A 20,374-nucleotide genomic window follows, 5' to 3' on the forward strand; every position below is an offset into this window, starting at 1 on the left:
GAGACGGACACGGGCACGGGCAACCTCCTTCACGACAAAGCGGGAAGGTCAGTCTGCCTCAACCGGCGCCAGCCCGCGCCCATGGGATCTTTTTTAACCCGCAGGCTCAATGCCGTGCGGTGCGCCTTCAGGTAGGTTGCATCGATCATGATGGTCTTCGGTTCGGCACCTGCCGTCGCCAGTCCTTCCATCATCCGCGTGAAAACGCCTGCCTCACCCCAGCGCTTCCACCGATTATAGAGCGTCTTGTGCAGACCATAGGCACTCGGCGCATCGCACCAGCGCAGCCCGTTGCGGTTGACGAACACGATGCCGCTCAGCACCCGTCGGTCGTCCACCCTCGGCTTGTCGTGGCTCCTGGGAAAGAACGGCCGCAGCCGCTCCATCTGCTCGTCCGTCAGCCAAAACAGGTCGCTCATCCCAGTTTCCTTCTGGAGCAGGAATCAGATTACAACGCTCAAATCAATGGGTCCTGACTCTAAGTCAGTCTACCCAGAAGCGTCGCGCCAGCAAAGGCTGGACTTTCTCGCGGACCAGGCTGCGACTATCATCGGAAGAGTCCAGCTTTAGCTAGGATTATATTCGATCCCATTGGGATTGATCAGGCCCTAACGGCGCAAGGGACGCGCAGGATTGCCAACCACCGTTTCACCGGGTGCGACATCCTTCGTCACTACCGCCCCCATGCCGATGACGGCGCCACGACCGATGCGTCTTGGCTGTGCCGGTGTCCCCTGTTTGATGACCGCGCCGGAACCGACATAAGCATGGTCGTCGACATGGATATTGCCGTTCAGCTTTGCACCAGGCGCCAGCGTTACGAAATCCCCAATGATGCAATCATGCGAGACATAGGCGTGGTTGTTCGCATGGAAAAACCGGCCGACCCGGATCGTTGAAGTTAGCAGCGAGAACGGGCATAAAATTGCGCCTTCCCCTATAAGGACATCGTCCAGCGTTACGACATTGGCCGCGCGGACGGCGAGACTTTCAAAACCGGCGGCTAGACAACGCGCGACCAGCATTTCGCGGACGCTGGAATTGGCGATCGCGACAACGAATTGCTTGCTCTTATGGGGCAGGCTGGCAAATGCGTCGAACGACAGGATTGCGATGCCATCCGCCCGCCCATCGTCGACGAAAACAATGTCGACGTCATCCCCGGCATGCTGGGCTCGGACTAGTGGCAGCACTTCGCGCCCGAAGCCGCTCGCGCCATAGATTGCGATGCAGCGTTCCCGGACGCCGTTCACCGCCTGTTGCCCGTGAACGGTGGCATGGTCGCCTCACCCGCTGCCGATATCCCTTCGCGGAACAGGACCTTGCGCAGCGTACGCCAAAGGATGCTCCAGTCGAGCGCGAAGCTGCGATTATCGACATACCACGTGTCTAGCGCAAATTTTTCGTCCCAGCTCAAGGCATTGCGGCCATTGATCTGCGCCCACCCCGTCAGGCCGGGACGCACGTCGTGTCGGCGTGCCTGTTCCTTGGAATATAGCGGCAAATATTGCATTAGCAGCGGGCGGGGGCCCACCAAGCTCATCTCGCCACGTAGGATATTGATAATCTCGGGAAGTTCGTCGAGGCTGGTTGATCGCAGCATCCGCCCGAACGGTGTCAGGCGCTGATCGTCCGGCAGGGAAACTCCCTTGCTATCAACCGCATCAAGCATCGTGCGGAACTTGATCATTTCGAACGGTACGCCGAACCTGCCTGGGCGCTGCTGACGGAAGAACACCGGGCTGCCCAGCTTCAGGCGGATCAGCAGCGCTACCGCGGCGAATACCGGGCTTAGTAGCACCAGAGCAATTAGAGCAACGACGAAATCAAAAAGACGCTTCACGCTTGCCGATTACCTATGCAGCTATTCCTTTCTCCTGCCGCATGCCGAGGTCAAACGCAATTCTCCGGTTCGGCGCTTTATAGAGGGTTTAGCTGATCCGGCGCACCGTAGCACAGCCTGCCAGTTCAATCGGCGTTCGGCACTCCGCAAAATCGCTTCCGCCTTCAGCAAAGGCAGAAATACCGTCCGCATAGATGCCATACAGACCATTCGTCAGGCGGTTGTTGACGATCCTGACACCGGACGTTCCATTGACAAGCCGGATGCACGTGCCAGCCGTGTGGGCACGCAGCCGGCTGTTGCGTATCTCCACCCCGGACGCACGGTCGAAGACGGCGGCATGGGTCATTACGCCCCTGCTGTCGCCGACAGAGGTGGTTCGGGGGATCTGAACAGCGGGTATGAGTGGATTGCCGAACTGACAGCGGCCATGCTGGCCGCGTAGCAGGAGGCAAGATGAGCAAGCGACCGCGCCGGAACCACAGCCCGGCGTTCAAGGCGAAAGTGGCTCTGGCCGCCGTGAAGGGCGAGAAGATGCTGGCCGAACTGGCGCAGCAATATGACGTGCATCCCAACCTCATCAACCAATGGCGGGCGCGGCTGCTGGAGGGCGCCGCGGACGTGTTCGGCGCGGTGCCGGCAGCGGCCGAGCCGACGGTCGACGTCACGGTGCTGCACGCCAAGATCGGCGAGCTGACGCTGGCGAACCATTTTTTGGCCGGTGCGCTCGGGAAGGCCGGTCTGTTGCCGAGCGCAAAGCGATGATCGACCGGGGTGATGCGCTGCCGCTGATTGCCCAGGCGCGGCAGCTCGGGATCAGCCGCGGCAGCATCTACTACCTGCCGCGGCCGGTGTCGGACAGCGATCTGGCAATCATGCGTCGGATCGACGAACTGCATCTGCTCTATCCGTTCGCCGGTAGCCGGATGCTGCGCGATCTGCTCCGGCGGGAGGGCACGCCGGTGGGTCGGCTGCATGTCGCGACGCTGATGAAGCGGATGGGGCTGGAGGCGCTCTACCGACGCCCGAACACGTCGAAGCCAGCGCCAGGGCACAAGATCTATCCCTACCTGCTGCGCAAGCTGGCGGTAACGCGGCCGAACCAGGTGTGGGCGACGGACATCACGTACATCCCGATGGCACGTGGCTTTGTTTATCTGGTCGCCATCGTCGACTGGTTCACCCGGCGCGTGCTGGCGTGGCGGGTGTCCATCTCGCTCGACGCCGGGTTCTGCATCGAGGCGCTGGAGGAAGCGCTGGCCCGCTACGGCAAGCCGGCGATCTTCAACAGCGATCAGGGGTCGCAGTTTACGAGCACCGCGTTCACCGCTGTACTCCACCGCGAGCAGATCGCCATCAGCATGGACGGGAAAGGCTGCTGGCGACAACGTGTTTGTGGAGCGCCTCTGGCGCTCGGTGAAATACGAGGAGGGTCTACCTCAACGCCTATGCCTCAGTCCCCGAGGCCCGCGCCGGTATCGGCCGATATATCGGGTTCTACAATGCCGTCAGGCCGCACTCCGCGCTTGGCGGCCGTACGCCCGACCAGATATACTTCGCACAGCCGCTTCTCGCAGCGGCATGATCAACCAGCGGCAGTTCACTTATCCAAGTTGCGAGCCTGTTCAGACAAAACGAGCCACCTCTCACCGCAGAGAGGGCACTTGCGAGCAATCGCTTAAGGACGCCTATTTTGGCCACGGTTGAGCATTCCGTGCAGCCGACAAGTTCAACCGATCAAAGGGTGGACAACAGGGAACGTCGGTAAAAGTAGCAATACGACGTGTCCGATAACAATGATTCCCGGACACTGCGCTAGCCCTTCCGGGTCAATCCTGCCATAGCCGGATGATGGCGCGCCAACGGCTCATTTCCGATGCGATTGTCCCAGTCGTCGGTGACGACGGGCATGATCGCGCGGTGGCTGTGGCCCTCCAGCCGACGTTGCCGACGTTGCCGACGATCCTCGATGCCAAGATCGAGCGGGCGGCGGCTTATGCCAAGGCGGCTCGATCGACCGCGACGCGGCGGGCGTACGATTCGGATTGGGCGATCTTTGCGACCTGGTGCGAGAGGCACGGATTAATGGCTTTGCCGGCGTCGCCCGATGTCGTGGCAGTATTCGCGAGCGATCAGGCGACCGCCGGGCTCAATCCCTCGACGATTAACCGGCGAGTCGCAGCCATCGGGCATTATCATCGAACTGCGGGCTATCCCGCCCCCACCGCCCTGCCGACCGCGGGGCGGCTCGCCGAGGTGCTGGCCGGGATACGGGCGAAGCATGGGGGGGCTAAACGCCGTAAGGCGCCGGCAGATGCTGCGGCGTTGCGCAACATGCTCGGCGCGATCGAGGGGGATGGGCTGCGCGCGGTGCGGGATCGGGCGATCCTGGCGATCGGGATGGCGGCTGCGTTGCGGCGGTCGGAGATCGTCGCGCTGGAGGTGGGGCATGTCGGGCTCGTCCCCGAAGGCCTCAGGCTGACGGTCGGGCGGTCGAAGACCGATCAGGCCGGCGAGGGCGCGGTGATCGCGATACCCGAAGGATCGCGGATCCGCCCCAAGGCGCTGTTGCTCGCCTGGATGGCGGCGGCCGGGCATGGCGAGGGGGCGTTGTTCCGGCGGCTGACGCGCAAGGATGCGCTGACGCCGGCGCCGATGTCCGACCGGGCGATCGCGCGGCTGGTGCAGATGCATGCCGCCGCGGCGGGATACGATCCTACGCAGTTCGGTGGGCATTCGCTCCGGGCGGGGTTCATCACCGAAGGTGCGGCGCAGGGTGCGACGATCTTCAAGCTGCAGGAGGTCAGCCGGCACAAATCGGTGCAGGTCCTGTCCGACTATGTGCGCAACGCCGAGCTGTTCAAGGATCACGCGGGACAGCGGTTTCTCTGAATCCTGACATGTCGATGTGTCGACAACCCGACACGGTGACGGATCGGTCAGTGCGTCGCCACCGGGGTGATCGGCAGCGAGCGATCGGCATCGGGATGGTCGAGCAGCCGGAGCAGGATTTGCGACACGAGGGGAGGCGGTACACCCTCGTCGAGCATCATGGCGAAAAACGCATCATCATTGGCCGAGGGGATCATGCCTTCGATCATCAGGTTCGCGCGGGAATCGGCCATGTCTTCCTGCCACAGGGCGATCTCCGCCGGCGTACCGCGCACGAACTTCATCGCGCGGACCTCGGCGCGAATCGACTCGATATCGAAATCGCTCATGGCGTCTCTCCTTCGGGTCGGAGCAAGGCTTGCGGATCGATCATGGCTTGCCCGGATGCCGTCCCGCCCATTGAGGGAGGATCAGAATAAGCAGCACGATGGCGGCAGCGAGCACGGTGGTGGCGACGGGACGGCTGAACGCGAGCCCACCCCTGGCGACCGGCTTGTCGAGGAAATCGCCGACCGTCGCACCCAATGGCCGCGTCAGGATGAAGGCCGCCCAGAACAGGATCACGCGGGAAACCTGCGTCCAAAAGTAGAGCGCGGCGACAATGGCGAGCGCCCCGCCGAAGACCAGCGCAGCGCCGGAATAGCCGAGGCTGCCGTCCGCGACCCAATCGCCGAGCGCGGTGCCGAGGGTTTGCGACAGAGTGATGGTGATCCAGTAGAAGGTTTCCGCGCGTGGTCCGACGACGGTATCGACCGCAACGCTACCCAGCGTCCGATACCAGGCGAGGAGCGAGGCAAGGACGCAGCCCAGCAGCAACAGCGAACCGCCCGGATAGCCGATGCCGAGCGAACGGGTGGCGAAGTCGGCGAGCGTCGTGCCGGCCGTCGTCGAGGCGATGATCGTCGCCCAATAGAGCCAGGGACTGAACCGTCGCGCCCTGATCTGCAGCCACACCAGTCCGACGAGCAGCAGCCCGAAGATCGCCGTGCCGATGAGATAGCCGTTGAGGCCCGATTGGCCGGCATCCGGGGTCGTTTCGCCGAGCCAGCTCATCGACACGGTATCGCCGCCCGTTTCGCCAAGCGTGGTCGCCAGGATCTTGATGATCCAGAAGCCGAGCGTCACCGCCGGAACCTTGGTCACTGCGTCGGTCAGGTGTTCACGCGTCATAGGGGCTTGTCCCGCAGCTGGTTGTCCGCATCCTGTTCGGCATCGAACGCGCGTTTCCCACGCCGCTTCCACAGCGCCAGAACATTGCCGGCATCATCGCCCCGGCCCCGCGCCGCGACGTCAAGCAATGCGCCGTAGAGGGTCGCGCGATCGTCATCCGTAAAATCGACCAGGCCGGCCTTCTGGACGAGGCCGCCCAGTTCGATCAGGTGACGGGTGCGTTCGCGACGCGCCAAGACCCAGTCCCTGCTATCCGTTCGCCGTTGCGCCGCTTCCGTCCGCAGCGTCGCCGTGCGGTTCAGCCGCAGCGCCCGATCCGTCGCTTGCAGCAGCGCCGCCACCCTTGCGCCCGCGTCGTTGAAAGAAGGCGGCGCCCTTCGCGCGCCATGCCTCCTTTGCGTCCGCATCCCGCGATCCGATCGCATCGAGCAGCACGCCGGCGAGGGTTTCCGCATCGAGCGCATCGGCTCCGGTCGCGGCGACGAGCTGACCGAGCTGCTCGACCCGCTTCGCCTTGAGCGCGCGGGCCTTGTCACCCAGCGCCTTCAGTTCGGCATCGTAATCGCGAACCTTCCGCATCGCCTTCATCCTTCCGCGTATCGGTCATCAGTATCTTAGCGTGTCCGATTTATGGGTAAAGCTAGAACGGGCAGAAAGTGGCACCAAGTCAGTCAGGAGATGCGAAGCAGATCATGAGTGCGCGCTTATACGTCGTTGCCGACGTCCGCTAAGGTGTGTATCATGATAGTTGCGATGGCGATCTATCATTTCAGTGCCAAGGTCATCAGCCGCGCCAACGGCTCCAGCGCCGTGGCGTCTGCCGCCTATCGTTCCGCTTCCGAGCTGCCCGATCAGCGACTGGGACGATCGCACGATTTCTCGAACAAGACCGGCGTCATTCATTCTGAGGTGATGTTGCCGCAGGGCGCACCGGAGCGTTTGCGCAACCGTGTCACGCTGTGGAACGACGTTGAAGCGGGCGAGAAGCGCAAGGATGCGCAGCTTGCCCGTGAGGTGGAGTTCTCGATCCCGCGCGAGATGAACGAGAAGCAGGGCATCGCGCTCGCCCGTGATTTCGTCGCCGAGCAGTTCGTGAAGCGCGGGATGGTCGCGGACCTCAACGTGCATTGGGACAAGGCGAAGGACGGCAGCCCGAAGCCGCATGCGCATGTCATGCTGTCGATGCGCGACGTGGGACCGAACGGGTTCGGGCAGAAGAACCGCGACTGGAACGGTAACGAGCTGCTGAAGGAATGGCGCGAGGCGTGGGCCGCCCATGTCAACGAGCGCATGGCGGAGCTGGGGCTGGAGGGGCGGATCGACCATCGCTCCTATGTCGATCAGGGCATCGATCTTGAGCCACAGCACAAGATCGGACCCGCAGGAATGCGCCGGCTCGATCGCGGCGAGGATGCCGAGCGCGCCGACGATCACCGGCGGATCGCGCGCGAGAACGGCGAGAAGATCGCAGCCGATCCGCGTATCGCGCTCGACAGTATAACCCGGCAGCAATCGACCTTCACCACCCGCGACCTCGCGACTTTCGCGTTCCGGCATTCGGACGGCAAGGAGCAGTTCGACCGGGTGATGGCGGCAGTGCGCGCCAGCCCCGAATTGGTGGCGTTGGGCCGGGACGGTCGGGACCAGGAGCGGTTCACGTCCCGCGACATGATCGCGACCGAGGCGCGGCTTGAACGCGCCGGCGACGAGCTGGCGCGTCGCGGCGATCATGGTGTCGGCGATCGGCAGCGTGACGCCGCGATCGGCGCGGCCGGGGGGCGGGGGCTGGTACTGTCGGGCGAGCAGCGCGACGCCTTCGACCATATCACTGGACGGGACGGGCTGGCGTCGGTCGTCGGCTATGCCGGCACCGGTAAGTCAGCGATGCTGGGCGTCGCGCGCGAGGCGTGGGAGCGTGAGGGCTATCAGGTGCGCGGTGCGGCGCTGTCCGGGATCGCGGCCGAGAATCTGGAAGGCGGATCGGGCATTGCGTCGCGCACCATCGCTAGCCTGGAGCATGGCTGGGCGCAGGGGCGTGACCAGCTTGGACCCCGTGACGTGCTGGTGGTCGACGAGGCCGGCATGATCGGCACCCGCCAGATGGAGCGAGTGCTGTCCCATGCCCGGGATGCAGGCGCGAAAGTCGTGCTGGTCGGTGACCCCGAGCAGCTGCAGGCGATCGAGGCGGGCGCGGCGTTCCGGTCGATCGCCGAGCGGCATGGCGCAGCCGAGATCACCCAGGTTCGCCGGCAGCGCGAGGACTGGCAGAAGGAAGCGACGCGGGCGCTGGCGACCGGCCGTACTCCGCAAGCGCTGAATGCCTATGCCGCGCACGGCATGGTCCATGCCGTGGACACTCGCGACGCTGCACGTGCCGAACTGGTCGACAGTTGGGATTGCCAACGCCGGGCCGATCCCGACCAGACCCGCATCATCCTCACCCACACCAATGCCGAGGTCCGACAGCTGAACGTGGAGGCGAGAGACCGGCTTCGCATGACCGGCGAGCTGGGCGAGGACGTGGCGTTCGCGACCGACCGCGGGCATCGCGACTTCGCCGCGGGCGACCGGTGCATGTTCCTGCGCAACGAGCGATCGCTGGGCGTGAAGAACGGCACGCTGGGGACGATCGCGCACGTCACGCCGGAGGGCATGACAGTGCGGCTCGACGGCGGGCGCGAGGTGACGTTCGCGGCGAAGGATTATGCGGCGGTCGATCACGGCTATGCCGCGACCTTCCACAAATCGCAGGGCGTGACGGTCGATTGTGCGCATGTTCTTGCGACACCCGGGATGGACCGGCACAGCGGCTATGTCGGACTGTCGCGGCATCGCGAGGGCGTGCAGCTCCATTACGGCCGCGACGACTTTGCCGATCAGGGCAAGCTCGCGCGTGTGCTGTCGCGCGACCGCGGCAAGGACATGGCGGGCGACTATGCGCCCGAGCGCAGCGAACAGGACCAAGCCCGCGCCTTCGCCGATCGGCGCGAAATCCGGTTCCCGGAACGCACACGCCAGATGGTGGAGAAGGTGCGCGACATGGTTCGGGATGGCGCGCGCGGCATGTTCGCGGGGTTCCGGCCGAAGCCTGCGGTCGAGCGTGACGGAGCGGCGATCGGCACCGACCGTCCTGACCAAGCCAAGGCAATCCGTGACTATGCCCGCGTTGCGGCCGACGTGCGGCGGATGCAGGCACGGGACCTGCCGGTGCTGCCGCATCAGGACACTGCGGCACGGCGCGCGATCGCGGCATTGGATGCGATCCGCCCCTATGCCGCTCGCGACCTTGCGTCCGCGATGCAGCGCGAGCCTGGGCTGATCGATCAGGCGGTGAGCGGCCATACGGATGGGGCGGTGCGGGCGATGGCCGAGGAACAGCGCGTGCGGCTTGATCCTGAGGCACGCGCTGATCGGTTCGTCGCCGGCTGGCAGGCGATGCAGCGGCAGCGTGCCGGGCTCGAGCGAAGCGGCGACAGCGCCGGCGCCGAACGGGTGCAGGCGCGGATGGAGACAGAAGCGGCCGGGCTCGCCCGCGATCCGCAGCTCGAATCCGCGCTGCGCCGTCGCGCATCAGAGCTGGAGCTGGACATGCAACGCGAGCGCTCGATCGGTGACGCGCTGATGCGATCGATCGAACCGGGCCGGAACCGCGACCGGGGTATGAGCCGGTAGGGTTTCGTGCCGTCGTGCGGAAAGAGGGGGCAACATGGACGAGGGCGAATACGAACGGGATGCCGCGGCGGAAGCGTTCGAAGGCGTACGCGGCGAACTGGCGTTGCTCCGGCGCGCGATCGAAGGGATCGCGGCGCGTGACGATCGGCCTGAACCGCCCGACTATAACGAGACGCTGGGGCAGATCACGAAGCTTGCGACCGCCACCTACCAGCGCGCGGAAATCTTGCGGAAAGCAACGGAGGAAGAGACGGTCGCACGTCAGGTCGCCGCCCGGATCACCGGGGCTGTCGCCGAGGACCGGCAGGCAGTGAAGACCGCAGCCGGCGAGCTACGCGATGCGACGCGTGCCTTGCAAGCCGTCACCGTCTCGGCACGGCGCAGTGACGAGCAGAACCGCTGGCTCGCGTGGACCGCGATCGGCGGGATCGTCGTCGGCATGATCGTATGGGCGGTATTCGCCGGCATCGTCGCGCGTGCCGTCCCCGCGGGCTGGCAATGGCCCGAGAAGATGGCGGCGCGCACGCTCGCCATGCCGATGTGGGAGGGCGGACAGCGCATGATGCGGAGCGCCGGACCCGAGGCGTTCGCGAATATCGCTGCGGGTGACCGGATCGTCACCGCTAATCGGAACACTCTGGAGGCATGCCGCAAGCGCGCGGACAAGGCGCGTAAGCCCCTGCCCTGCACGATCACCATGTCGCCCGCCCTGCCTGCTGATACGCAGCGCTAGGCCTGTGATCAGCGGGCGGGCGGTCATCGCTAGTGTTTCAGGCTGCCCCCGTTCAGTCGCAGGCGAGATGCCGGGCGGACGAGGCGTCCCCAGCGTGGTTGCGTGGCACCGGTGAGCGTGTCGGCAAGGCGCGCGCGGGCTGGCGCGGACAGTCGTGCCCACGCCGTCTGCTCGCGTAGCGTCAGCGCGTAGAGTCGCCAGCCGCGGTTGCTCATGCAGGTTTCGATCGGGTCGTCCGGTGTGACGGGCGGTACGTCTTGGGCGGTGCCTATCGGGGGCGTGAGCCTGCGGTCCTTGACCACCGCCGGGCCGGTATCGGCCATCGGTTGGGTGGCGATCGCCAGGCAGCGGGCGAGGTCGGCGTCGCGGGTCGCGACACTGGCGCCGGGGCGGTTATAGAAACGCGCCGGGAGGGTCGTTAGCAGGGGATCGGCCCAGGTCAGCGCCAAGGCGGTCAGCAGGGCGACGGGCATGGGCGGCTCCTCCTCAAGCGGTCTATTTGATCTTCGATGAGCGGGGGCTGACTGGATCGCCCCGCCTTGCGTCAGCGAAGCAACCGCGGGTCGAAGCGGAACGGGTCCGTCCCGACCACCCTCACCCGCTTCATGTCCGCGTGGCGCACGTTCAGCAGCAGGTTCGCCTCTTGCGGCACGACGACGCTGCGCACACGCAGGCCCAGCGCTTGGCTGGCGTCGAGGAAGGCGTCCCCCGCCTGCCGACAGGCATCGGCATCCGTCGGCGTGCCGTCCAAGCTGTGGAGCGTTGCATCATCTGGGACGTCGATCGCCAGCAACACCATGTCGTCGGGGATGAGATCGGGCGGCAGGTCGAGGTGGACCAGCACCTCCAGAACCGCGAGGCTCGGCGTAGCGGCAGTATAGACCATCGCCCGTCCCGGCGAATTCCACCGTCCGCCCCACATACGCGCGCCCTCGCCGTCCAGCGCGGCATGCGCTGCCTTGCACAGGCGATGGACGATCACGCCGCGAGGCCATGCGCGATCTGCCCCAGCAGCGCCTCCACGGCGCGCGCGCCCTGATCCGTGTCGGTCATCGCGAGGGGCGTTTCGCCGTCGAGCGCGCGATTTTCGCGCGTCAGCCAGGCATGCGCCTTGTCCGGGTCGGCGAACGTCTCCTCGGCCGCGGCAACTACGCTCACCACGCGCACGATCCGGTCGGACTCTGCCGGATCGAGCGGCTGGGCCGCATCCTGGCGTCGCTTGAAGGTCCGCCGGTTGAGGATCTGCGGGTCGAGCGCGCTGAACGTCAGCCGGGAGGCGCGCAGGAAATGATCGACGGCCTGAGTCGGCAGGCCGCGACGGACCAGCCGCATCACGTCGCGCTCGCTGTGCAGCGGCCCCGTGTTCGCCTCGCCCCCCAGCAGAGTCTGTATACGTCCTACCGCACTCATGTCTGCGCTCCGCATTTTGCCGGATTGCAACCGGCAAAATGTAAATAGGCATCGTGCGTGATGGCAGCAAGTCGGTGCGTCGAACGACGGCGACGTTCCAATTTTATGCCATTCTAAGGCGGGTGTCGCGGCAAGCCCCAAACGACAAAGGGCGGCGGATACATCGACCCGCCGCCCCCGTCATGCCGTGTCGCGTTCGATCAGAACGACAGCTTCAGGCCGCCGCGATAGGCCTGGTTGCGCACGTCGCTGCGTTCGAAGGTCGTGTCGGCCGACAGCGACAGCGTCGCATTGCCGGTGCGGTAGGAGAGGCCCGCCGACACTTCGCCCCAGTCGCGGTCCTGGTTCGCGACCGCGAACGGCGTGCGCAGCGGGGTGCCGCCGGCGAAGCCTGCCAGGAACACGTTCGAGCGGTCCTGGAAATCGTGGACGTAATAGGCCGAGGCGAACGGGCGCAGGCCCTGGGCATTGCCGTCGAGCTGCAGGCCGGCGCGGGCCTGGATGCTGCGATAGCTGTCCTTCGACGTGGCGAGCGCCGGACCGGTGCCGGTTTCCGCGGTCGGCGTGAAGTCGATGCGGTTGGTGCGCACCGCGACGCGTGGGCCGAAGCGCAGCGCCTCGCTACCGGCATTGTAGGTCGCGCCGATTTCGCTCGACAGCGCCAGGGCGTTGTCGCGGGCGCGCAGGTCGAAGGCGGCGCCCAGGAACGTGCCGGTGCGGCGGGTGCGCGACTGATAGACGCCGGCGCTGGTCTGCACGTCGAGCGAGGGGCCGAGCGAGCCACCGATGCGGCCGTACAGCGTGCCCTGGATCAGCTCGCCGCGCGCGGTCTGGCCGGCGTTCGGCTTGCCGTCGATCTTGGTGTAGGAAAAGCCGAAGCCCAGCATGCTGGTGTCGTCGACCTTCGCCTCGATCCCCGCCGCGACGTAGAAGCCGTCGAACCGGTCACGCCCGGTCTGCGGGACCGTGCCGGGCATCGATGCGCTCGACCCGTCGAGATAGCCGCCCGCCAGATAGACCGCGGCGTTTTCGGGCAGGACGTTTTCCTGCAGCGTCGTCGCCGGCGTGTCGCTGACCATCGCGGCCTGGCCCGGCATCGCGATCTCATTGGCGGCAAATTCCATGGGCTTGCCGATCATTGCGATCGAACCGCCCTGGAACGTCTCGGGCGCCATCGCCGAGATGCGCTCGCGATAGAAGCGCGCCATATTGTCGGTCGCGACGGTGCCGATCGCGCGCTTGGTCGTCTCGGCGCGCGGCGCCAGGCTTTCCAGCGTCGCCTGAATCGTCGATGCCGACTGGAGGTCGAGGCCGCCGTAGATGCCGAACAGCGAATTGTACGCGGCCGACCGGTTGCCATCGAGCAGGCGGGCATAGGCCATCTGCACCGGTGTGTTGGCGACGACGCTGGTGTACGGACGCGCCGCGACGCTCGCGGTGACCGCGGTCGGGCTATAGCTGAGCAGCGGATACAGGATCGCGCTGAACGACGTGGTGTCGCCGAATGTGCCGGTGACGCCGTTGCTGGCGGTCAGGATCGTGTAGCTGTCGCCGAAGCGTGGATCGCGTGCGGTCGGCCGCAGCGTCACCGTGCCGCCGCTCAGCACTGCGCGGTTGGTGGCGATCAGGTCCGACGTGCCAGGCAGTCCGACGTCGACCAGATACTGGCTACCGCTCGCGAAGGTGGTGGTGCCCGCGACGGTGAGCGTGCCGATCGCGCCGACGTTGCCCGGCGCGACGATGCCACCGCTCGCCGCGGTCAGCGAGGCGAGGCTGCCGGTGCCGCCGATGGTGCCGCCCCCGGCTGCGGTCAACGCCGAGCGGGTCAGCGCGCCGTTGACGGTCAGCGTGCCTTGTTCCACGCGGGTCGCGCCGCTGTAGCTGTTGCTGCCCGTCAGGATTAGCTCACCCCCGCCACGCTTGGTGAGGCCGCCGATGTCAGCGGGGAAGCTCGCCAGCACTTCGGCCGAATAACGGTCGCGCGCGTCCTGGATGTTGTTGCTCCAGACGTCGACGCCGCCCGTCGCGACATTGACTTCGCGCGTCTGGCGTAGCGCGGTGGGGCCGGCCAGCGCGACGTCCATCTGTGGGGCGCCCCAGCCCGACTTCAGGTCGACGCCCGGCGTGTCGAGATCCTTCGAGCTCGAGACGAGAATGTCGGAGATGAGGCCGGTGTTGTAGTTCGGGAAGCGGCTCATCAGCACGGCCGCGAAGCCCGACACGTTGGGCGCCGCCATCGATGTGCCGGTCAGCACGCCATAGCCCGGGCCGGTGATGGTCAGGTATTGCTTCATGTCGGCCTGCAGCTGCGCATTGGCCTTGGTCAGCACGAGCTTCGAGAAATCGACGCCGAGGATGTCGGTGTTGGCCGAGATGATGCCGGCGATGCGGCTGGTGTAGCCGTCGGGATCGGCGCTGGTGAAGCGCGCGCCATAGGCGAGCGTGATGCCGACCGCTTGCTGCGCGAGGAAGGTGCTCTCCGCATCCAGGTCGAACTTCGTGCCGGCCTGCTGCGCGGCGAACTGGCGGTTGAGATAGCCGTTAAGGACGTTGATCCAGGCGTTGACCGCGGCATTCTGCAGCGCGCTCAGCGTCGCGGCGCTGTAGATCGTCGGATACATGGCGCGCGTGTACTTGGCCTGGATCCCGGCGCGATCGAGCGTCGTGACATTGAAGGTCGAGACGATCTGGCTGCCCGGCGCGGCGACGCACCAGGTCGCGGTCTGGCCGCACAGGCTGGAGCTGGGATCGGCATTGCCGCTGGCCTGGTAATTGACCACCGACAGCCAGTTCGAACGCAGGCGCAGGTCGTTGAGCGGCGTCACCGCGTCGAGGCTGGCATGTGCGCCCGCGTCGTTACCGGCCGAGAAGACGACGAGCACGTCGTTCTTGAGGACGGGGTCGTAGAAGCCGTTGAGGGTCTGCGCGAAGGTAGCCCGCGCCTGCGCCAGCGACAGCGTGTAGGGCGCCGAGGTGCTGACGCCCCAGCTGTTGTTGATGATGCGCACCTTGCCGGTGTTGGCGAGGTCAACGATGTTCTGGCGCGGCGCCGAGACCGTCGTCGAGCCGTCGATGCCGACGTCGCGCGCCCACAGGAAGTCGCCGGCCGAGAAGTTGATCGTCGCGGCCAGGATGTTGGCGCCATAGGCATTGCCAAACATCACGCCATTGGCGGTGCGATTGCCCGCGACGGTGCCCGCGACGTGCGTGCCATGGTAGCTCCACGGCGTGCGCGGGTTGATCTGGCCGTCGTTGCCATAGCCGGACGGGGCCGCGGTGCGCAGGCCGGTGATCTTGCCGGTGCCGGAGAAGGAGGGATGGCTGAACAACACGCCGCCATCGTTGACGCCGACCGTCTGCCCGGCGCCGTTGAGACCCAGGACATAGGCATATTCCAGGCCCATGAACGCCTTCGAATAATCGACCTTGAACTGCGCGTCGTTGCGCCACGAGGCGAGCGCGGCGTTATAGTCGGTCGTGCGCGTGCCGTTGGCCATATAATAGCCGCCCGACGGCGGAGGCGGGGGAGTGCGGGTCTGCGCGGTGGCCGGCAGCGCGGTGAGCACCGTCCCCAGAGCCAGCGCGGACAACGCCAAACGCAACGACGCACGATACGACTTCACGGCCATGTAGATTCCCCCGGATCGGACGCTGCGGCGTCCGTCTTATGTCGGTGACACTCTTGTCATTTTAGCCGGCATGGCAATGGGGTTGCCGGTACGGCGCACAGGTTTTGCGCCATGGTGGCATTATCGCCACAGCTGACATATCCACTTGATGATTCTTTTCTTGTGAACGATTTCGTCCTATATCGTTCCGGAGGAGATATGACGATGGCGACTGCCCTGCCCTCCCGCGATCCCGATGCGCCGCGCGTGTTGAGCGAGGCGATCGCGCGGATCGCGACGTTCTGGCAGCTTTCGAATGCGCGGTTGGGGGCGATCCTCGGCCTGTCGGCGCCGACCGTGTCGCGGCTGCGTGGAGGCAGCTATCGGCTGGAGGTGGGGAGCAAGTCGTTCGAACTGGCGCAGCACCTGCTTCGCCTGTTCCGCTCTCTCGACAGCTGGCTGGGGCAGGACGACGAGGCGGCGCGATCGTGGCTGGCGACGCCGAACCTCGATCTGGGCGCCGCGCCGCTCGAGTTGATCGCGAGCGTGCGCGGGCTGCTGCGCACCGGCGACTATGTCGACGCGCTGCGTGCGCATGTCTGAGGCGCTTTCCGATCACGCCCGCCCCTATCGCGGGCGGGTGATCCGCATGGTGGAGGGGCAGCACCGCATCGCGACCAACCGGCTCGCAGACGATGGCGAAGCGCAGGCGCTGCTCGAAGCGCTGGCCGACGACGTGAAGCCGGCGCTGCCGCCCGCGGTGCAGCGCCTGCCCTGGCTGCTCGCCGCGCCGTTCCGGTATGGCCTGGGGCGCCCGTCACGGTTCCGCGGCTCGGACGTGCTGCCCGGCATCTTCTACGCGGCGGAGGATATTGCGACCGCGGTCGCCGAGACGGCCTATTGGCGGCTTGTCGCCTTCGCCCGCTCGCCGGGTTTCCGCCGGCCGCGCACGCCGACGCCGATGTCGGCCTTCGCCGTCCATGTCGCGAGCGACTGCACGCTCGACCTGACGCAGGCGCCGTTCGACACGCCGGCGGGTCGCTGGACCCACCCGACTGATTATACGGCGACGCAGGCACTGGCTGCGGCCGCACGGGTCGCTGGCATCGGGGCGCTGCGGGCGCCGTCCGCGCGGGCACGGGGCGGGATCAACGTCGCGGTGCTCGACCCCGCCGCGCTGGTGCCGCCCCCTGCCCCGCATTCGAGTTGGGCGTTCCTCGCCACGCACGACGGCCTGATCGCGACGCGCGAGATGCGCAGTGAGGCGCTACGCTTCACCGCTGCGGGGTTCGGCATCAGTTCACATGTCGGGATGTCGACATGTCGGCTATGCGACGAGTAGCGTCATTAGGTAGTTCACGCGAAGACGCGAAGGTGTCGCGCTGCGGTGCGGTCGTAGTGGCTCGACAATGCCCTCGATAGGACGCGCATGCGGCGCGGCATGCGAGCCCTCTTTGCGTCTTCGCGTCTTCGCGCGAACCAAAACTACCGCGGCGTCAGCTCCACCAGCGCACCATTGTCGCCGTCGCGCAGCACCCAGAGCGAGCCGTTCGGGCCTTCCTCCACCTCGCGCGTGCGGGACCCCAAGCCGATGCGGGCGACCTCGCGCGCGGTGTCGCCGGTGACGCGGACGCGGACCAGGCCCTGTTGTGCGAGGCCGGCGAGCAGGAAGTCGCCGGTCCAGCCTGCGAACGCACTCCCGCGATACTGGATCATCCCGCCCGGCGCGATCACCGGCGTCCAGCTGACCAAAGGCGCGGTGTAGGCGGTGTTGGTGCTGTGGCGCGGGATGGGCGTGCCGTCGTAATTGTCGCCCTCCGACACCTTGGGCCAGCCGTAGTTCTTTCCCGCCTGAATCAGGTTGAACTCGTCGCCGCCCGCTGGCCCCATTTCGGATTCGAACAATCGCCCGTCGCTCGCGAACACGAGACCGTAGGGGTTGCGGTGGCCGAGTGTCCAAATCTCCGGCTTCGGGCCGGAGGCGAAGGGATTGCCCGCCGCAGCGCTGCCGTCGAGGTTGATCCGCACGATCTTGCCGAGCGTCCCCGTCGGGTCCTGCGCGGGCGTGAATTGCTGGCGCTCGCCGGTGCTGACGAACATCGTGCGCCCGTCGGGTGCGAAGGCGATCCGCCCGCCCAATTGCCCGCCGGTCGTCGCCGGCGTCGCGCGCCACACGACCGTCACGTCGTCGAGCCGCGGCGTGCTGCCGGACACCAGGGTCGCGCGTGCGACGGCGAGCTGCTGCCCGCCGGTCGCCGGCTCGGCATAGGTCAGCCAGATCCGCGCGTTGCTTGCGAAGCCGGGGTCGAGCACCACGTCCTGCAACCCCAATTGCCCCGAATAGGTGACGCGCGGCACGCCCGACACCTGCGTCTTGGCGCCGGCTTGCGTGACGAGCTGCAACCGCCCCGGCTTTTCGGTGACGAGCGCCCGCCCGTCGGGCAGGAACGTCATCGCCCAGGGGTTGTCGAAGCTGGCGACGACGCGCTGGTTCACGGCCGTCACGGTGGGTGTCGGTGTCGGCATGGCGGTCGCGCTGGGGGTCGGCGTCGGCGCGGTGCCGGTGGCCCCGCCGTTGCCGCCATCCTCGCCGCAGCCCAGCACCAGCGCGGCAAGCGCAACCGGCAACAGATGATATGTCCGCATGGATTCCTATCCTCTCCCGCGTCCCTGCCCTGCCCGAACGCATGGACTCCCACGGGGTGCCCGGCCTGCGGTGAAGCGAGGCCGTGATCGGCCCGGTGTCTTCGTTCTGTTTCCGAAATGCAACTCAGTCGGCTTCGGACATGTCTAGCGCGCCGCCCGACGAACACGGGGGGACATCATGGTATCGCGTACGAATATGTTGTTGCGGTCGGCTGCGGCGGTGGCACTGATCGGCATGGGGACGGGGTCGGCCTGGGGGCAGACGGCCGGTAGCGCCGCAGCGGGGGTTGCGCCGACGATCACCGCAGAAGACGACCAGTCCGGCGGCCTCGCCGACATCGTCGTCACCGCGCAGAAGCGCAAGACGAACCTGCAGGACACGCCGATCGCGATTTCGGTGCTCGCCGCCACCGCGCTGCGCAACCGTCACGTCCAGTCGCTGGTCGATCTGCAGGACGGTGCGATCCCGAGCCTGCGCGTTGCACCCTTCTATTCGCGCAATTCGGCGCTGATCGTGAACATCCGCGGCGTCGGCGTACTCGCCGACAGCAACCAGCCCGCGCGCGACCAGGGCGTCGGCGTTTATATCGACGGCGTGTATCTGGGCCGTGCGCAGGGCCTGGGCACTGCGCTGTATGACGTGCAGAGCATCGAGGTGCTGAAAGGTCCGCAGGGCACTTTGTTCGGCCGCAACACCGAAGGCGGCGCGCTCAACATCGTCACCAAGAAGCCGACGGGGGAATTCGGCTTCAACGGCACCGCCGGCATTGGCAATTACGGCAGCTACAAGGGCGAGGCGCATCTCGATCTGCCCGCGTTCGGGCCAGGCGGACTTCAACGCCTTCGACCGCCGCGGCTTCCATGGCGAGGCATTGTGGAAGCCGGTGACGGGCTTCAGCGCGGACTATGCGTTCGACACGTCCTACGACGCCTCGACGCCGCTCTATCTCCAGTCGATCACCGCCGGCACGCTGCCGCGCGCGCCCACCCAGCCGCTGCAGCCGACCCGCGTCGGCACCGCCAACGTCGGCGTTCCGCAGCAGCCCAGCATCGGCAAGACGCACGGCCGTCGCCTGACGCTCGACTGGCAGGCGATGCCGGGCCTAGAGCTGAAGTCGATCACCGCCTATCGCGCGATGGCGCAGTCGCAGTTCGACAATGGCAGCGCCAACACCTCGGTCTATGCGCCGAACGGCGCCTTCTCGCACTACAGCCTCGCCTATTTCAAGCAGCACCAGTTCAGCGAAGAGGTGCAGGCGATCGGCGAGACGGCGCAGCTCCATTACCTCGCCGGCGCGCTCTATTATCGCGAGAAGGTGGAGGACAATGCGCAGGCGTTCAACACAATGCGCTGGAACGCCGACGGCACCGCGGCGAGTGTGATCTCGCTCGTCATCGCCGACCAGCGCATCGACCGCGCGAGCCATGTCACGACCGAGAGCGTCGGCGTGTTCGGCCAGGCGACCTGGACCCCCGATTTCGCCGAGGACCGGCTGCATCTGACGGGCGGCGCGCGCTGGACGCGCGATGCCAAGCACGGCGAATTGTTCATCGTCAACGGCGTGTCGGCGCCGCGCGCGCTGAACGCCCATTGGTCGCGCATCGACCCGATGGTGACGCTGGCCGCCGATCTGACGCGCGACGTCCATGTCTATGGCAAGTGGAGCACCGGCTATAAGTCGGGCGGCGCTAATTCGCGCTCGCTCACCTATGCGCCGTTCAATCCGGAAACCGTGTCGATGTTCGAAGCCGGCGCGAAGATGGAATTCTGGGATCGGCGGGCGCGCTTCAACGTCGCCGCCTATGTCGGCGACTATAAGGACATCCAGATCGATTTCAGCGCCAATTACCAGCAATATGTCACCAACGACAAAGGCGAGCGGGTGCTGCTCAACACCACGCGCACCACGACCGAGACGACCAACGCGCCCGGCACCGGCCGCCTGAAGGGCTGGGAGGGCGATGTCACGCTGCTGCCGGTGGACGGCCTGACGCTGACCGCCAGCTACGCCTTCGCCTATGTCCACATCCCGCCGACGTCGAACCCCTTCCCGCAGACCAACGGCGTGGTGGTGACGACGCCGATCCGCATCTATCCGGTCTATACCCCGCGCAACGCGGCGAGCGGCGCGATCGATTACGAACTGCCGCTGACCGGCACGACGTTCCGCGCGCACCTCGACGGCAATTATGACGACGGCTTCTACGCCAATTACAACGATCCGCAGACGGGTGTGCGCCAGCCCAAGGGCGACGGTGCCTTCGTCGTCAACGGCCGTCTGGCGCTGACCGACATCCGGTTGAACGCACCGGCGCGAAGCTGGGCGTGTCGGTGTGGGCGCGCACCCCCGCCGCGCGTCTCAACAACGTCGACCTGCGTGAGGTCGGCGGACGCGTGAT

18 protein-coding genes and 3 pseudogenes are annotated in these 20,374 nt (G+C 66.5%); 8 read left to right on the top strand and 13 right to left on the bottom strand.

The features are described 5' to 3' along the window. Positions 1 to 77 precede the first annotated feature (77 nt). The 4 genes and pseudogenes from SPHME3_RS0119500 to SPHME3_RS20390 all read right to left on the bottom strand — a co-directional run. A pseudogene (locus SPHME3_RS0119500) lies at positions 78 to 419 on the bottom strand (transposase); the annotation flags it as partial. Between the two features lie 189 nt (positions 420 to 608). Then, the gene (locus SPHME3_RS0119505; protein WP_018251314.1) at positions 609 to 1,253 is read right to left on the bottom strand and encodes a NeuD/PglB/VioB family sugar acetyltransferase; all 645 of its coding nucleotides are present in this window, start codon (positions 1,251 to 1,253) and stop codon (positions 609 to 611) included. After that, entirely contained in the window at positions 1,250 to 1,843 is a 594-nt protein-coding gene (locus tag SPHME3_RS0119510; protein WP_026189154.1) for a sugar transferase, read from the bottom strand. The genes SPHME3_RS0119505 and SPHME3_RS0119510 overlap by 4 nt, the downstream gene beginning before the upstream one ends. An 88-nt stretch (positions 1,844 to 1,931) precedes the next feature. Further along, a complete protein-coding gene (locus tag SPHME3_RS20390; protein ID WP_037477178.1) occupies positions 1,932 to 2,192 on the bottom strand; it encodes a hypothetical protein in 261 nt (86 codons plus the stop codon). Positions 2,193 to 2,299: 107 nt separating this feature from the next. Between SPHME3_RS20390 and SPHME3_RS20395 the strand changes: the two are divergent. Then, positions 2,300 to 3,428 (top strand): annotated as a pseudogene (locus SPHME3_RS20395) (IS3 family transposase). A gap of 263 nt (positions 3,429 to 3,691) precedes the next feature. Further along, positions 3,692 to 4,735, top strand: coding sequence for a site-specific integrase (locus SPHME3_RS0119525; protein ID WP_018251317.1), 1,044 nt, complete (start codon positions 3,692 to 3,694; stop codon positions 4,733 to 4,735). A gap of 47 nt (positions 4,736 to 4,782) precedes the next feature. Here the strand turns inward: SPHME3_RS0119525 and SPHME3_RS0119530 are convergent, their stop codons facing one another. Genes SPHME3_RS0119530 through SPHME3_RS0119545 form a run of 4 tightly spaced genes read right to left on the bottom strand, consistent with a single transcriptional unit; the run spans position 4,783 to position 6,484 of the window. Beyond that, positions 4,783 to 5,064 (bottom strand): hypothetical protein, encoded by a 282-nt coding sequence (locus SPHME3_RS0119530; RefSeq protein ID WP_018251318.1) that lies wholly within the window; start codon positions 5,062 to 5,064, stop codon positions 4,783 to 4,785. Between the two features lie 40 nt (positions 5,065 to 5,104). Next, entirely contained in the window at positions 5,105 to 5,905 is an 801-nt protein-coding gene (locus SPHME3_RS0119535) for a COG4705 family protein (protein ID WP_018251319.1), read from the bottom strand. Further along, positions 5,902 to 6,141 (bottom strand): conjugal transfer protein TraD, encoded by a 240-nt coding sequence (locus tag SPHME3_RS0119540; RefSeq protein ID WP_018251320.1) that lies wholly within the window; start codon positions 6,139 to 6,141, stop codon positions 5,902 to 5,904. Before SPHME3_RS0119540 ends, SPHME3_RS0119535 begins: the two co-directional genes overlap by 4 nt. Before the next feature lie 13 nt (positions 6,142 to 6,154). Then, positions 6,155 to 6,484, bottom strand: coding sequence for a conjugal transfer protein TraD (locus SPHME3_RS0119545; RefSeq protein ID WP_037477196.1), 330 nt, complete (start codon positions 6,482 to 6,484; stop codon positions 6,155 to 6,157). A gap of 174 nt (positions 6,485 to 6,658) precedes the next feature. On the opposite strand from SPHME3_RS0119545, the gene traA reads away from it, so the two are divergent. Both traA and SPHME3_RS20400 read left to right on the top strand, forming a co-directional pair. Continuing rightward, complete coding sequence (gene traA / locus SPHME3_RS0119550; RefSeq protein WP_018251322.1) at positions 6,659 to 9,577, top strand: Ti-type conjugative transfer relaxase TraA; 2,919 nt, start codon at positions 6,659 to 6,661, stop codon at positions 9,575 to 9,577. 34 nt (positions 9,578 to 9,611) lie between these two features. Beyond that, positions 9,612 to 10,310, top strand: a complete 699-nt coding sequence (locus tag SPHME3_RS20400) for a DUF6118 family protein (RefSeq protein WP_018251323.1) — start codon at positions 9,612 to 9,614, stop codon at positions 10,308 to 10,310. Positions 10,311 to 10,339: 29 nt separating this feature from the next. Here the strand turns inward: SPHME3_RS20400 and SPHME3_RS0119560 are convergent, their stop codons facing one another. The 4 genes from SPHME3_RS0119560 to SPHME3_RS20525 all read right to left on the bottom strand — a co-directional run bounded on the left by SPHME3_RS0119560 (position 10,340) and on the right by SPHME3_RS20525 (position 15,349). Next, positions 10,340 to 10,783, bottom strand: coding sequence for a hypothetical protein (locus SPHME3_RS0119560; protein ID WP_018251324.1), 444 nt, complete (start codon positions 10,781 to 10,783; stop codon positions 10,340 to 10,342). 71 nt (positions 10,784 to 10,854) lie between these two features. Continuing rightward, positions 10,855 to 11,292, bottom strand: coding sequence for an RES family NAD+ phosphorylase (locus SPHME3_RS0119565; RefSeq protein WP_018251325.1), 438 nt, complete (start codon positions 11,290 to 11,292; stop codon positions 10,855 to 10,857). Continuing rightward, positions 11,289 to 11,720, bottom strand: a complete 432-nt coding sequence (gene parS, locus SPHME3_RS0119570; RefSeq protein ID WP_026189156.1) for a type II RES/Xre toxin-antitoxin system antitoxin — start codon at positions 11,718 to 11,720, stop codon at positions 11,289 to 11,291. Before parS ends, SPHME3_RS0119565 begins: the two co-directional genes overlap by 4 nt. A gap of 200 nt (positions 11,721 to 11,920) precedes the next feature. Further along, on the bottom strand, positions 11,921 to 15,349 hold the full coding sequence (locus tag SPHME3_RS20525) for a S8 family serine peptidase (protein WP_018251327.1): 3,429 nt from the start codon (positions 15,347 to 15,349) through the stop codon (positions 11,921 to 11,923). Between the two features lie 204 nt (positions 15,350 to 15,553). On the opposite strand from SPHME3_RS20525, the gene SPHME3_RS0119580 reads away from it, so the two are divergent. Beyond that, positions 15,554 to 15,931, top strand: coding sequence for an antitoxin Xre/MbcA/ParS toxin-binding domain-containing protein (locus SPHME3_RS0119580; RefSeq protein ID WP_026189157.1), 378 nt, complete (start codon positions 15,554 to 15,556; stop codon positions 15,929 to 15,931). Continuing rightward, positions 15,924 to 16,670 (top strand): RES family NAD+ phosphorylase, encoded by a 747-nt coding sequence (locus SPHME3_RS20410; RefSeq protein ID WP_018251329.1) that lies wholly within the window; start codon positions 15,924 to 15,926, stop codon positions 16,668 to 16,670. The genes SPHME3_RS0119580 and SPHME3_RS20410 overlap by 8 nt, the downstream gene beginning before the upstream one ends. Positions 16,671 to 16,813: 143 nt before the next feature. Here SPHME3_RS20410 and SPHME3_RS0119590 read toward each other — a convergent pair whose 3' ends face one another. Then, positions 16,814 to 17,974: a PQQ-dependent sugar dehydrogenase gene (locus SPHME3_RS0119590; RefSeq protein WP_018251330.1), complete on the bottom strand. Its 1,161-nt coding sequence runs from the start codon at positions 17,972 to 17,974 to the stop codon at positions 16,814 to 16,816. Positions 17,975 to 18,209: 235 nt separating this feature from the next. On the opposite strand from SPHME3_RS0119590, the pseudogene SPHME3_RS21650 reads away from it, so the two are divergent. Together SPHME3_RS21650 and SPHME3_RS20415 are read left to right on the top strand one after the other, a co-directional pair. Beyond that, a pseudogene (locus SPHME3_RS21650) lies at positions 18,210 to 18,623 on the top strand (TonB-dependent receptor plug domain-containing protein); the annotation flags it as partial. Between the two features lie 118 nt (positions 18,624 to 18,741). After that, positions 18,742 to 20,373: a TonB-dependent receptor gene (locus SPHME3_RS20415; RefSeq protein WP_231376789.1), complete on the top strand. Its 1,632-nt coding sequence runs from the start codon at positions 18,742 to 18,744 to the stop codon at positions 20,371 to 20,373. Position 20,374: the final 1 nt, after the last annotated feature.

The sequence above is a fragment of the Sphingomonas melonis DAPP-PG 224 genome, from assembly GCF_000379045.1.
Lineage (GTDB): Bacteria > Pseudomonadota > Alphaproteobacteria > Sphingomonadales > Sphingomonadaceae > Sphingomonas > Sphingomonas aquatilis.